This is a genomic window from uncultured Adlercreutzia sp., from assembly GCA_910585575.1.
Taxonomy (GTDB): domain Bacteria; phylum Actinomycetota; class Coriobacteriia; order Coriobacteriales; family Eggerthellaceae; genus Adlercreutzia.
Genome location: CAJUFS010000004.1, coordinates 1 through 13,924, shown reverse-complemented (window position 1 = coordinate 13,924; position 13,924 = coordinate 1). Strand labels below are relative to the sequence as shown.

The 13,924-nt window shown below is 47.9% G+C and carries 11 protein-coding genes; 10 read left to right on the top strand and 1 reads right to left on the bottom strand.

Going from position 1 to position 13,924, the window contains the following annotated elements; all coding sequences use genetic code 11:
* The first annotated feature begins 15 nt into the window (after positions 1–15).
* The 10 genes from QZ307_RS00770 (at position 16) to QZ307_RS00725 (ending at position 12,437) form a co-directional block, all read left to right on the top strand.
* Positions 16–1,152 carry a glycosyltransferase family 2 protein gene (locus tag QZ307_RS00770; RefSeq protein ID WP_295994370.1) on the top strand — a complete coding sequence of 379 codons (1,137 nt, stop codon included), beginning with the start codon at positions 16–18 and terminating at the stop codon, positions 1,150–1,152.
* A gap of 5 nt (positions 1,153–1,157) precedes the next feature.
* Complete coding sequence (locus tag QZ307_RS00765) at positions 1,158–2,294, top strand: glycosyltransferase family 2 protein (protein ID WP_295994452.1); 1,137 nt, start codon at positions 1,158–1,160, stop codon at positions 2,292–2,294.
* Positions 2,295–3,126: 832 nt separating this feature from the next.
* The gene (locus tag QZ307_RS00760) at positions 3,127–4,215 is read left to right on the top strand and encodes a hypothetical protein (protein WP_295994368.1); all 1,089 of its coding nucleotides are present in this window, start codon (positions 3,127–3,129) and stop codon (positions 4,213–4,215) included.
* A 159-nt stretch (positions 4,216–4,374) separates the two neighbouring features.
* Positions 4,375–5,466 carry a Wzz/FepE/Etk N-terminal domain-containing protein gene (locus QZ307_RS00755; protein ID WP_295994366.1) on the top strand — a complete coding sequence of 364 codons (1,092 nt, stop codon included), beginning with the start codon at positions 4,375–4,377 and terminating at the stop codon, positions 5,464–5,466.
* Positions 5,467–5,554: 88 nt separating this feature from the next.
* Positions 5,555–6,310, top strand: coding sequence for a sugar transferase (locus QZ307_RS00750; protein ID WP_295994364.1), 756 nt, complete (start codon positions 5,555–5,557; stop codon positions 6,308–6,310).
* Complete coding sequence (locus tag QZ307_RS00745) at positions 6,294–7,385, top strand: glycosyltransferase family 4 protein (RefSeq protein WP_366778656.1); 1,092 nt, start codon at positions 6,294–6,296, stop codon at positions 7,383–7,385. The genes QZ307_RS00750 and QZ307_RS00745 overlap by 17 nt, the downstream gene beginning before the upstream one ends.
* 9 nt (positions 7,386–7,394) lie before the next feature.
* A complete protein-coding gene (locus QZ307_RS00740) occupies positions 7,395–8,519 on the top strand; it encodes a glycosyltransferase family 4 protein (protein WP_295994363.1) in 1,125 nt (374 codons plus the stop codon).
* Positions 8,520–8,629: 110 nt separating this feature from the next.
* The gene (locus QZ307_RS00735) at positions 8,630–9,829 is read left to right on the top strand and encodes a hypothetical protein (RefSeq protein ID WP_295994361.1); all 1,200 of its coding nucleotides are present in this window, start codon (positions 8,630–8,632) and stop codon (positions 9,827–9,829) included.
* Positions 9,816–11,078 carry an oligosaccharide flippase family protein gene (locus QZ307_RS00730; protein WP_295994359.1) on the top strand — a complete coding sequence of 421 codons (1,263 nt, stop codon included), beginning with the start codon at positions 9,816–9,818 and terminating at the stop codon, positions 11,076–11,078. The genes QZ307_RS00735 and QZ307_RS00730 overlap by 14 nt, the downstream gene beginning before the upstream one ends.
* A complete protein-coding gene (locus tag QZ307_RS00725; RefSeq protein ID WP_295994357.1) occupies positions 11,079–12,437 on the top strand; it encodes a sugar phosphate nucleotidyltransferase in 1,359 nt (452 codons plus the stop codon).
* Between the two features lie 13 nt (positions 12,438–12,450).
* On the opposite strand, the gene QZ307_RS00720 is transcribed toward QZ307_RS00725, so the two are convergent.
* A complete protein-coding gene (locus tag QZ307_RS00720) occupies positions 12,451–13,680 on the bottom strand; it encodes an O-antigen ligase family protein (RefSeq protein ID WP_295994354.1) in 1,230 nt (409 codons plus the stop codon).
* Positions 13,681–13,924 lie beyond the last annotated feature (244 nt).

The following is a 13,924-nucleotide window of genomic DNA, read 5'->3' as shown; positions in this document are numbered from 1 at the left end:
CTCGTTACCTTTATAGTGCCAATCTACAACAAAGAACAACACCTGAGGGAGTGCATCGACTCCATCGCGGCCCAGACGCTGCCGGATATCGAGATCCTGTGCGTCGACAACAACTCCTCGGACGGGTCGGTCGCCATAGTTGAGGAGATGATGTCAGCCGATCCGCGCATTCGCCTTCTCCATGAGACCGAGCAAGGGCTTCCCCAGGCACGGAACTGCGGTATGGCCGCAGCCACCGGGGAGTACATCGCGTTCGTGGACGCCGACGACTTTGTGGATCCCAGGCTCGCTGAGCTGACCGTTGATTCTGCTCGGTGCTGTGGATCAGATGTTGTTCTGTTCCCATTTGCCGATAACAGGCTTGATCCGGATAAGTTTAAAAAGGTTTGGGCGAGAAAGCTTCCGCGTCCTGGCGTGAGGGCGCTGGACTTGGGCGCCGATTTGAGTTTGTATTTTACGCCTAGCGTATGGTCGAAGTTGTTTAAACGCGACTTTTTGGAAAGCAATAACCTGCTCTTTGATCCCGAGCTTAAGCAAGCGGAAGATGTTCTGTTTTCTTATTCTGCGATAGTGTCAGCCGCTTGTTTGTCTCAGGTTTGCGACCCTCCCCTTTATTTCTATCGCCGGCGTGTTGCTGGTTCGATGATCTCAGACCGGTCGAGTGTCGAGCAGTCTTTTATGGCGCTAAAGGCATACGACAAGCTAGACCACTGGTTACAAGTGAACGGGAAAAAGGATGATTTTGAGGCCGCCTTTCTCCGGAAGCTGTTATCGGAGATTGAGTATACGTTCGATTTAACTGATGATTTCGAGGCGTTTCGCTGCTATTTTGACGAGTATAGGCATCGCTATGCGGATGCTTTTTCCTCCGAGGCGGCAAAGACGCTTCAGAGTTTGCCGATGTATCGAACATACATAGCCTCTCGGGATTTTGATGAAGCTATGTTTCTGAGATCCAAGAGGGCTAAGAGGTCTTTCGACGAAGAGCGCCATCGAAACGACGAGGCTATTCGAAAAGCGAAGAAAAAGAGAGATCGCTTGAAAATGGAGAAGGAGAGGATTCAGGGCTCCAGGGTATATAAGTATGCTCGGCGAGCGGAGGTTCTGTCAAAAGCATTCCCTTTTTCTAAAAAAGGAACTGGTAAGAAGTGATTGAAATGTGCAAAGTGTCGTTTGTCGTTCCTGTTTACAATAAAGAGCGGCATATAAGAGAATGTATTAGCTCCATCGCTGCCCAGACTGTCCCGAATATCGAGATCCTATGCGTCGACAACAACTCTTCAGACGGCTCAATTGCCATCGTAGAGGAGATGATGTCTGCCGATCCGCGTATACGCCTCCTTCGTGAGCCGGAGCAGGGGCCCTCTCACGCTCGGAACTGCGGTATGGCCGCGGCCACCGGGGAGTACATCGCATTCGTGGACGCCGACGACTTCGTGGATCCCAGACTCGTCGAGCTGACCGTTGACTCTGCGCGACGCTACGAGTCAGATATTGTTTTGTTTTCGTTTGCTCGTAATTTCGAAAAGGACGACGATTTCGTTAGGGCGAGTCGACCGGTCTTGGGCGCTAATTGCGTTAAAGCGTCAGAGCTCATTCGGCGTGGTACACCATTTGTTTCCCCTAGCGTATGCACAAAGCTTTTCCGTGCAGCTTTTTTAACGAAGCATGGATTTCGCTTTGATGGAGATCTCAGGCAGGCGGAGGATCTGCTGTTCTCGTATTGCGCCATCCTCCAATCCGATGTTGTAAGCGAAGTGAAAGATCCCGCACTTTACTACTATCGCAAAAACGCCGATAACTCTGCGACATCCGAGAGAGCGGATGCGTCCGAGTCCTTAAAAGTCCTAGCAGCTTATGACAGACTTGAAGACTGGATGTCGGAGCATGACGTTCTCGGCTTATGCGAGGTGGCTTTTCTGCAGCGATTGCTAGTGGAAATAGAGTACACCTATTCTTGGGCGAGCGCATCCAGTAGCTTCAAAGTTTATTTCGATGAATTTCGCTCGCGATATCGCTCTCGTTTTCTGCAGTACGCAAATCATGAGCTCTCTATGAATGATGCATATCGAGAGTATATTCTGCCAGAGACGTTTGGCGAGGCATTGTTCTTGAAGGCTAAACGACTCAAGGAGTGCGAGCGAAAGAACGCGGTTTCAAGCAACAAGAAAATTTCCAAGATCAAAAGGAGCCAGAAAAGAGTCAAGAAGGAAATTGAGGGCATAAAGAGTTCATGGGCATTCCGTCTAATGAGTTGTCTGGCGCGAACGGTGCGCGGATCAACTAGAAAATAGTAATTCCGGATAATACTAGAGAGACTGTTCTTAATTGTCTCGAAGCAGCTGGATGTGCGGCACGGGTGATTTCGTATTGAATTGTTTGTGGGGGCATACGCCTTGATTTGGCAATGGCGATTGTGGGATGGTGGCATTTGGGTAAAGCAGTGCATGAGGATCCTCCTCGTTGGATTGCGATGCTGTCGTGAACACCACTCTGGCGAAGGTCCCGTGGGCATCAATTTGATGTGTTTGCAATTGAGTGAATATTCAAGTGCGGTATTCCCTATACATTGTTCTTTCGATTCGACGGGACGGAATGAGCAGATCGGGGTACGTTTATGGAAAGCCTTCTCCCACGGGTGAGCAGCTTTATCCCATACGAGTAGATTCGAGTGTAACTGTATTGGTCTTGATCGAAGGCAGCGGAATGGGCTTTAATGACCGAGCTGCCGGCTCCCTCAAACCTCGAGGCCTGACCCGCTGGCGACTTTGTTGCCCTCATCGCCGCCGACGGGTCAGACATGACCGTGGCGGCCTTGTCGCTGGCGGCCTGGCTCATCCTAGACGCTCTGTGGTCAAGAGCTACCGCCGCCAGCGGGAGAGGGGTGTATATAGGACGATGGAGCAAAGGGCTTACGCCTAACGAGGCGCTACTCCTCTTGGATACGTATTGCGTCCACACGACAAAGGTGTTTATTTACGTTTATGGTCGTGGTGCTAAACTGTATTAATCGTCCGCACACAGGGAAGAAGGGAAATCTTGTCGTCGGTTATTGTGTCTCTGGCTTCCTACCCGCCAAGAATTAATACTGTTCAAAAATGCATCGAGTCTCTTCTCTCCCAGACGGTGAAGCCTGAAAAGATACTATTGTGGCTGTATGAGGGGGAATTTCCTGACGGCTTAGCGAGTCTGCCTGATTCGCTTGTCGCTCTACAGAATGATGTTTTTTGTATCGAGTGGACGAAAATCAACCTAAAGCCACATAACAAATATTTCTGGACAATGCAGAGATATCCTGATGCCGTTGTAGTTACGACCGATGATGACATTGTTTACTCTCCGACGATGATCGAAGAGCTAGTTCAGCATCATTTGGAATTCCCTGAAGCTGTTATTGCGAATAGAACCCATGTAATGTCGGTCGATGAGGGCGGAGGGTTGACACCGTATGGGGAGTGGCTTAAAGAGCAAGACATTGTTCTTCACTCTCCTTCCAATATGCTGTTAGCGACGGGTGTTGGTGGAATACTGTACCCACCCCACCTTCTTCCTCCCGAAACGTTCGATGCTGATCAAATAAGAGCTAATTGTTTACGAGCTGATGACTTATGGCTTAAGGTGATGGAGATAAAAGCCGATATCCCTACTGTAGCCACGGGAGCTGCATCTTTCAATTATATTCCAGGCACTCAGGATTGCGGTCTCTGGATAACGGTTAATAATGATGGCGGCAATGATCGGGTCCTGAGCATGCTAGCGCCAATTATTGAATGCAAGCGAGATGCTTTGATGCGTGGGCATATACGTGTTTCCCTTGACGTTGCGCGTGACTATACAAATACCAATCGGATCAAAGGCGAGCTCGAGAAAGCAATAGCGCGTTCAGCGGCAGAAAAGTATCTATTGTCTGAAAAAATTGAAACTTTAGACGAGATTATTCAAAATGAGCGCTGCGAGAAGGATCATTTGAGAGATGAAATATCCCATCTTTGGGTTGAGACAAATCGGCTGGCGGAGCGTGAAAAAAGTCTAGTTTCTCAGCTTAAGCGGATCCGTGCTGAAAAGAAAGATCTTTTCAAAAAGTATAAGAGTCAGGCCAGGATGGTCAAAACCGCTCGGCTCGAGTCGGAGCGCCTGAGGCGCAGCTGGTCGTATCGAGTGGGGCATGCTCTCCTGAAACCTTTTTCCTTTGTTAAAGCGATCATGCGCAGGTAACGGGTGCGCTCTGTGCGTAGAGCCGATTGGGAAAACTTATTTGCTTGCGGTCGAGGGCGATCTGCCGCCCGAATGCTGTTGCCACTTTAGGTGGCGAAAGATATAATTGCAGGTCAAAGACTATTTGTAAAATTGAAGCGAGTTAGAAATCGAGGCAGTGTGTTATTAGGCGATTTTGTGAAATTGGTTAAGCATTTTTGGTATCTGATAGTACTCGTCCCCCTTGCCTTTGCGGCGATCACTGTGTTTTATGCGCTTATGCCTGAAAATCCAGAATATGAGGCAACTGCCGTTTTGACTCCGATTGATCCATCGGGGACTGTTTCTACTTCGGTCATGCTCTCTACAGCACGATCAGTCGCGGATGATGTGCTCTCGTCTTACACCGACTCTGAAATTAAGGTAGATGCTTCTGAGGAAGAAGTGCCAGCTGGGATGCCTGCGTCCGACAATTTGATATTTTGCGCCACAGGGGATAATGCCTTGGAATGCGTGAGCGTTGTTAATGCTTTGGCGGCGCAAGTGGCTGATAGCTCACGGGCAATTTATGCGGAAATTGACGCTGACGAGCGCAAGAGCGCTGACGAGGAGCTCGCTCGTCGCTCCGAGCTTTTCGAATCCCTAAAAATTGATAATCCGGAACAAATGGCCGGATTGCTGAGCGTCACTCCGAGTCGATCTTTTGCCTATTGCGATTTTGTTGTATCCGAAGCCAATGAGGCTGTTGACGTTCATGCTGCAAAGAGTCCCACCAGGCTGGTGTTATTTGCTTCTCTGGCTGGGTTTTTTATGGCACTCGGCATAATAATCTTGATAAGCCTCCTTCGCCAACCGCTAATTTCGGTGGAAGATATCGAGCGCCTCAGCGGATTGACTGTGCTGGCCCGAGTCAAGAAAGGTTCATCCGCTGATCTTCTTTGGGTCAATGCGTCATCGCATTATGGGTTCGTGCCTTCTAAGGTGGCTCTAGTTCCATTGTCTCGGTACAGTGCGATGGATTCGGAAATTGAGAGTCTGGCCACGTCTATTCTTTCCAGCTGTGGCAAGGAAGGGCCGGCTGATGCTGTTCAGATAGTTGAGTGCAACGCATCTTTTAATAGCGCAAGCAGTGTTTACGCAGCAAAGGGTGCCGACCTCACTATTCTATGTGTGCGCTTGTGGAGAGACAGTGCGAAAGGCTTACGTGAGGTGTTGGCCGAACGCAAAATTGCGGCAATTGCCCCAATGGGAATTGTGGTTTTATCCGATTAATCTGACATAGGCTTTTTTAATTGTCGATTTAGGCAAGTAGTTTCTGCGAACGAGTAGCTATAGAAGTACGCGAGAGGAGGGTAGTGCCGTGGCTAGAAGCCAAAATAGATATGCTATCGATGATAGCGAAATTAGTAATGTTGGCAATGAGTCGGAAGCAGCTTGTTCGGATCTCGCTAGCGTCACGGATTCCCTTCAGGGGCTTATCGACACCTCGAAAGTTGTTGAACTGGAGTGTATTGACGTAGATAGTTTACCCAGAAAATTTTTCTATCGTGCGGTGAAAAGGTTCTTCGATATAGCTAGTTGCTCACTAGCGCTGGTCTTCCTCGCCATTCCTATGGCGTGTATTGCGATTGGTGTGAAGATGAGCTCGCCTGGGCCTATTCTCTATCGACAGGAGCGGCTTGGTCTTAACGGCAGGCCGATCACGGTTGTTAAATTTCGGTCTATGTATATGAATGCTGAAGAGGATGGAGCTAAGTGGGCGTCGGCCGACGATCCGAGAGTGACCCCGCTAGGAAGAAAGCTTAGAGAAAAAAGACTTGATGAGCTGCCTCGATTAGTTGCGGTAATCAAGGGAGACATGTCTCTCGTTGGACCGCGCCCCGAGCGCGAGGTGTTTTACGATGCGTTCGAGCCTTATATTCGCGGTTTTAGGCAGCGTCTTTTGGTTCAACCTGGTCTGACGGGTTTAGCACAGGTGAACGGGGGATACGACCTTTTGCCTGAGGAAAAGATCGTCTACGACCTTCGGTATATAGAGAAACAGGGTTTTGCCATAGATTGCTCAATATTATGGAAAACTCTAGGTGTATTGTTTTCTTATGATGGAGCGAGATAAAGTTATGGATTCCTCACATAGGAAAAAAATATGCCTTGTTTCTTTTTCGGACAACTACGATCACCAGACGGCTGTTTATAGCCTATATAGTTCTCTGTCTCCTGATTGTGATGTGTCAACTATTGGCTTGATCGATCCGAAAGCGAGTTTTCCGGATACCCCAAACAACTATTTGTTCGAGTGTCCGAAGAGACCTGGCGTAACGAAAGGGAGTTTCGCTTTCAAAACAGTGAGAAAGATCGTAGATCGCCTCATGAAGGATCGCGTTGATGTGGTCTATTTTGAAAGCGTTCATCTGTGGAATTTATTCGTCGTCTTGTTGTTGCCCAAAAAAATAACGGTGATATCAACTATTCATGACGTAATACCTCACGACGGATCAAAAGCTGTTTCGACACTACAGCGTGCATTATGCAAGTTGTCTGACCAAATTGTTGTAAAAAGCAGGAGCTCTGTTGACGTTTTGGCTGATCAGTATAAGATCCCGAAACGCAAAGTCAAGTATCTTCCGATCTGGCACTCGTTTCCGAATTATCAATCACCGGGAAATATGACTAACGTATTTTTATTTTTTGGCCGCTTGAAGAAATATAAGGGTGTGCATTTCTTGCCCGAAATTGTACAAAAATGTCCGTGTGCCCATTTCGTTATCGCCGGGGAAGCAGATGAGTATTCTCGTCCACTTGTGAAAGAGCTTGAGCTTTACGACAATGTGACAGTCGTAGATGGAGTAATAAATCCAGACACGATGGATCGGCTCTTTAAGAATTGCGCATGGGTGATTCTTCCGTATCTGAGCGCGACACAGTCAGGCGTAGTCGTTGATTCGTATGAGAGGTCTCGACCTGTAATTGCTTTCGAAGTGGGCAATTTGTCCGAACAGGTTAGAGATGGGGAAACTGGTTTTCTTGTGCCCGAAGGTGATCTCGAAGCCTTTTCCTCGCGCATCAATGAAGTTTGCGGGTTTGGCTTAGAGAGAGTTTCTTGGTATGCGAAGAATGCATACAATTTTGGTATAGAAAACTACTCATCTCAATCGATCGCTCAGCATTTTGCTGAGGTATTTGGATTGTAGGTACGTGATTTGAGGATTCTGTATATAACGAGCCTTTCGGGCAATAGAATCAATAGCTTCATGAGGTCTTCGATTGAGGCCGCGCGTGAGCTTGGCATGGATCTTACCATTGCTTCAAATATGTCTGGTGCTGATAAGGTGAGGTATGAGGAGGACTGTCGAGCTTATGGCATTGATGCCGTCCATGTTGATATTTCTCGAAACCCCCTTTCTCCCCGTAATGCTAAAGCCTTTAAAGAGCTGGTCGATTTAATGATGAGCGGCAAATACGATATCGTGCACTGCAATACTCCTGTCGGAGGACTGCTTGGGCGGTTGGCTGCAAAAAGGTGCGGAATAAAAAAAGTCATATACATGGCTCACGGGTTTCATTTTTGGTGCGGTGCGCCTTTGCCAAATTGGGTTTTGTACTATCCCGTCGAAAGGGCCCTTTCGAGTTGGTCGGATTGGATCGTGACGATAAATCAAGAGGATTATCTTCTTGCGACACGAAGGATGAAAGCGAAACGTTGCGCTTTGGTTCCTGGTGTTGGTGTGAACGTAAGCTGCTTTACTACTACGGAACCTAAGGAGGGCGTCCAACTAAGAGATCGACTGGGAATTCCCCGCGATAGCATCTTCTTTCTCTCCGTGGGAGAGTTGAATAAGAATAAGGACCACGAAACCGCTCTCAGAGCACTGTCGAAGCTTGATCTGAGCAATTGGTTTTACGTCATCTGTGGCGAAGGGGAGAAATTGGCGGATTTGCGACGACAAGCCTCTCGACTTGGGATTGATAAGAAGGTGATCTTCGCCGGTTTCCAGCCCGAAATCCAATCATTTTATAGCGCTGCGGATGTCTTTCTGTTTCCCTCCCGTCGTGAGGGCCTCCCTAGCGCAGTTATGGAGGCAATGGCGGCAGGATTGCCTGTTGTCGGGACGAGGATACGTGGGTTGGTTGATTTGCTGCCGAAAAGCTCGTTTCTTTTTGAGCCCGGGAACGAGGATGAGCTATCTCGTGTTATAGCCACCTGTGTAGGCAATCCCGCAATGAGTGAGGCTGAGGTAGAGAGAAATACGCAGAGGGTGCGCGAGTATTCATTTGAAGCTGCGGTGAGAGCGATACAGGCGGTGTATCGAAGCTATTTGGGCTAGCGAGAACAATGGTGAGACGCTTTTGTAACATAATTAAGAACGAAGCTGTTATTCGTAGAAATTATCTGAGCTGCTTTAAGCAAACGCCCTTGCTGCCAGCGAGCAGTAGTTTGGTGGACTTAGGCGCAAAAATTGATTTTCGTGACATTTCTGCAGCTTTATTCTATCTTTTTCTTCTGGCAAAACCGTTCTACCTTCTACCGTCTGGAAGTTTTCAGATAGCTGATGGCTGCCTGATGCTAGCTTTTGTGTCACTCATCTTTTCTTATCGAGGCTCCTTCGAAATAGTGAAGACTGATCTTTTTTTCGTTTGCTTCGTTGTTTGTGCAGGCATTGTCAACTCGCTGTACGGTCTTTGCTATCAGTCGATAAGTTTTTTTACCTATACGCTTTACTATATCTTTAATATAGCCAGCGTACTTACTTTCAGGTCGTTGGCTACAAGGGATGAATTTGTCGCCAACTGTGCAATAATGCTGCGGCTAGGACTTCTGATTCAGCTTATTGTTTTCGCGGCTGGAGAGGGTCGCTATTTTGACGATACTCGTTATATGGGCACTTTTAACGATCCTAACCAGATGGGTTTTTTTGTATTTTCAAGCATACTGTTCCTGCATATATCAGCAAGAAAGCACATGGCAAAGCGATCACTTGCTGACGACTTAATTGCCATTTTTCTTGTACTACAGACATCGTCAACGAATATGATCGTGGGGCTTTGTGTTTTGTACCTTATTTGCGTCGTGGTCAAATGCTCGGAAAGTGATATTTGGCGCAAAATAACCGCGTGCTGCGCGGTGTTCTTTCTGGCTTTCGCTCTTATCGCTGCTCCTTTATCTCTGAAAGATGACGCGAAAATCGTCTCTTCAGATTCGCAGATCTCAAATGCTATTGGCCGTATCACAGAAAAACTGGAAAAAGTAATTGACCCAAAGGGAAGTGGATACGACTCCTCGATATTAATTGATCGAGGAGCCGATAAGCTGATGATTTATCCTGAAAAAATACTCTACGGTGCTGGCGAGGGGTTCTGGGATAGGTTTGAGTTGGCTTATGCAACAAACGAGATCCATTCCACTGTTCTGGGAATTTTATTTTATTATGGGGTTGGCCCCTTTGTGCTTCTTGCAATTTGGGTAATCCTAAACTTGAGGCAATGCTCGTTTCGTTCAAGGACTTTACTTTTTTATCTGCCTCTTTTATTTGAATGCTTCTTTCTAGCCAATCAGCGGCAGCCGTTGCTTTGGATGCTCATCGTTCTCGCCTCGGTGAGTCCATCTTCAAAGGAGAGAAACGTTGGACAAGGGTAATAAAACTGTCTATTCGAATGTTGCAATGCAATATGGTTTTGTTGCTGCACGATACGTATTCCCTCTAATTCTTCTGCCGTATTTGGCGCGTTGTTTGGGCTCTGAGTCATACGGTATATACGCTTATATTGTATCGATGATGCTTTTTGTTCAGACTGTGGCTGATTTTGGCTTTAATCAAGCTGCCACAAAGGAAATTGTTGAAAACCGTAGCGGGGTTCGTGCATGTTGCGAAATTTTAACTTCCGCAACATGTGCTAAATCTATCTTGGTACTAGTTGCCGGCATTATTGTCCTGGCGGTTTCGTGTCAGGTTGAGCTTGTTAAGCACGACTTGTCCTGCGTTTTCGTGGCGTTTGCTGGGGTAGTGTGCATGGTGGGAATCCCTGATTTTGTTTTCATGGGATTCGAAAAAATGGGGGTTATTACGGGTCGTTTTGTGGCAAGCAAGACAGTTTCTACTTCGCTCATTCTCGTATTTGTGCGAGGGCCCGAGGATCTTTTGCTTCTGTTTTGTTTCGACTCGCTTGCCTCTTTGTTTGCGGCATCTCTATCTTGGGCGGCGGTTGTTCGGCGTTTTGGGCTTGTCTTGGTCCCTGTCTCATTGCAGCTGGTGGCGCGCGCCTTTTTTGGAGCCTTTCCCTTTTTTGTTTCGACAACCGCTGTTGCAGTGTTCAATGCGTTGGCAACCATTCTCATTGGAGTGGTTCTCGATGACGCGACGCAAGTTGCGTATTGGAGTGTTTCCGTCACAGCTATTAATGCAGTATTGTCCTTGTACAATCCGATTGCTAATGCCTTGTATCCCTATATGGTTCATTCTGGCAATATGCGGTTGTTCCTGCGTTTCTTTATTGCAGGAACATTTGCCGCCGCCGCCGGCTCCGTTCTTTTTGCATGCCTGAGCGGCTATATTATGTTTGTGTTGGGTGGAGAAGGCTATGTTGCAGGATCGTTTATCCTTGTGGATCTGGCCCCAGTTCTTGCTTTTGCGTACCCTGCGCTAATGCTTGGAAACCCTCTCCTTGGAGCTGCTGGGGAGAGCGGTGCTTTAGCGAGATCGTCTACTATAACTGCTGTAATCTACACAGTCGGCTTGCTGGCGTTGATAGTGTTGAATGTGTTTACTATCCAGATGGTTTGCGTTTGCAGGTGCCTAGCGGAAATATGTCTATGCTTGGTTCGTGTCTGCTATGCCCGTAAAGCATTCTTTTTGCGCGGTCCGAAAGGGATTGAGAGGAGAAATTAAATGAATATGCACCTCGTTCTGCTTTCTGGAGGGTCGGGCAGCCGATTATGGCCACTATCAAATTCAGTTAGGTCCAAGCAGTTTCTCAAAGTTTTGAGGGATGCCCAGGGTAATCCTTGTTCTATGGTACAGAATGTATTTGATCGGATCGAGTCGATTGCTGCCTCTAGCGTGACAGTGGTTGCCAGCGCGACCCAGGAAAGTCTGCTCAGGTCTCAACTGCCCGCGGGGAAGTATTCACTTGTTCTCGAGCCGGAGAGGCGCGATACTGCACCTGCCATAATGCTTGCTTGCGCGAATTTGATATACGAACAAAAGTCTGCGCTGGATGATGTCGTTGTGGTTATGCCCATCGACTCCTTCGCTGATCCCTCTTTTTATGAGATGACGCGAGAGCTCGCAGATGCGGTTCGTTCAGAAAACGAGATAGTTCTCTTAGGAGTTTCCCCTGTGTCTCCCTCAACGAGGTATGGCTATATTCTTCCAAAAAAAGGAAGTCAGTTCGGCTCAGTTTTGGAAGTAGATTCATTCGTTGAGAAGCCGAACGCTTTAGATGCTGAAAAATATATGCGTAATGGCGCCTTATGGAACTGCGGTGTTTTCGCATTTTCTTTGAAATACATTGAAAGACTGCTGCGCGATACATATGGGTTTGGAGATTACGCGTCAGTGGTTTCTGGGTATGGACGCTTGGCTAAAACGAGCTTTGATTACGAGTGCGTCGAAAAGTGTCCAAATTTGGCAGTTATTCCTTATTCTGGCAAATGGAAAGACCTAGGAACTTGGGATTCTCTTACTGATGAGATGGCTGACAGTACCGAAGGAAAAGCGCTTTCTGTGAACACCAATAATGTTCATGTGATTAACGAAACCGGACTCCCCATGCTTGTTTCGGGGTTGAACGATGCGGTAGTTGTGGCAACGTATGATGGAATTCTAGTATCCTCTAAGCAAGAGTCCTCGAAAATAAAAAATCATGTGGAGTCGATTCGTTCGTCTCGCCCTATGTACGAGAGGCGACATTGGGGTGAATATCGCGTTCTAGATAGCCAAAAATTAAACGGGCATGACGTCTTGACAAAGGAGCTGATTATTATGCCTGGGTGCCAGCTGAGCTATCAGAGGCACTTGCGCCGTTCGGAAGTTTGGACTGTTGCAAGCGGCAAGGGAGAGGTGGTTATTGATGGTGAGCTACGCCAAATTGCTGTTGGCGATGTGATCAACATTCTTCCTAAGCAATGGCACGCTCTTCGGGCTGTCGACGATCTGAGGATAATCGAAGTTCAGCTTGGCTCCCCTTTGGTCGAGGAAGACATAGAGCGACAGGGCTTTTTTTGGCCCAAACGTGATTGTGACTAACGGCTATCGTTGATCATCGCAATAGCGGGGTCTGTGATGACGTTCTTTTGCTTGATGGCATCACAGACCCTGCTTGGAATACCGAGCTATAGCCTATTCCCAGGAAAAGGAAGAGCGCTGGCCAACGTGTTTGTTCCATAAGGCCTATGAACAAAAAACTTCCTATGGCCAAGGACACAAGGGCGCTGCTGCGGCAATCTCGATTTCTGTACAGCCTCGAAGCTACTAGAATAAGAATGGAGAGCCATACTGCTATACCGAGAAGTCCTCCTTGAACAAATACCTCTAGAAGCATGCTGTGAGCCGAGCCCACTTGAGAATTATCGACGATGTATGTATCGCGGCCGCAACCAATTAACATATTGGTCGAAAGAACGTTTGCGATTGCCTGGCGCCATACTTCTGTTCTTCCTGAAAAAGTAGCGTCTCTGTTAAATACATCGTGCACAAATGCAGCCAAAGGGCCGTCAAACCCAACAAAAGTGACGAGCAAAAACGAGGTCAGATAAAGCACTATGTAAGTGAACAATGTGAAGACCCTTCTTGCCTTGCTGAAGAGCAAAATGCCGATTAAGGTGGCGCAGAGGAAAACGGCAAGAGAAGTTGCCGAGGTTGCGAGAGCGAGCTGAGCGTATCCTATTATTACAGCAACGCAGCTCCTGGGTGTTATTGCTTTTCCCTGCCTGTCGTCTATCATCAGTGAAGAAATTACTGATGGGAGGATTGCCGTGATAGACCAGTTTCTGTTCCCGCAAAAATAGTTGTCTATTCCAATGGACGGAATTCCTCCTGGGTACATGATGATGGAGGCAAGATTAATGACCGAGAAAGCGGAGCTTACCGAAAAGATCGCTAGAATAAGTTCGTCGCGATACTTCGGGCAAAGCGCTCTAGCGAGAAGAGCGGAGGCGCAAGAGGGGAGCCAGAATTCGGTGAAGTAATAGGAAGTTTGCCCATTAAAAGCTATCGAAAGGAAGGCGAGCGCTCCTAAGGCGATAACAAGCAGGCCAAAGGCATCTACCTTTACGCGGAGGAAGTAGATCGCGATTGAGGCCAGAGCAAGAATGAAACGTGCGGTGTCTAGCGTGTGGTGCAGGGGGGTGTCCCCTAGTTTCATTACGATGCCGGGGCGCATAAGAATTCCAATTGCGATTGCTAGACAGATTGCGATCAGTGTGGATTTCGAGGTAGGCGAGATGCTTTGCCAAAAGCATGCAGCTTGACTGGTGTGTTTCTGGGTCACGGTTCATCCTATCTGCTTCGAAAATGTGGTCTAAGGAACAAGCTGCCCCCCTGCTTGCTCCTTTGTATCTCAGGGCGGGGTGCCCCCAAGACCCTTGACGGTATCCCGCGCGGCTTCTCGGAATCTGCAGGCAATCGCAGCCTGCTATCCTGTGTCCTACGCCTTTCCATACCCCTCCGGGTTCTGGCTCTGCCAGCGCCAGGCGTCCTCGCACATGCGGGCCATGTCGTACTCGGCGGTCCAG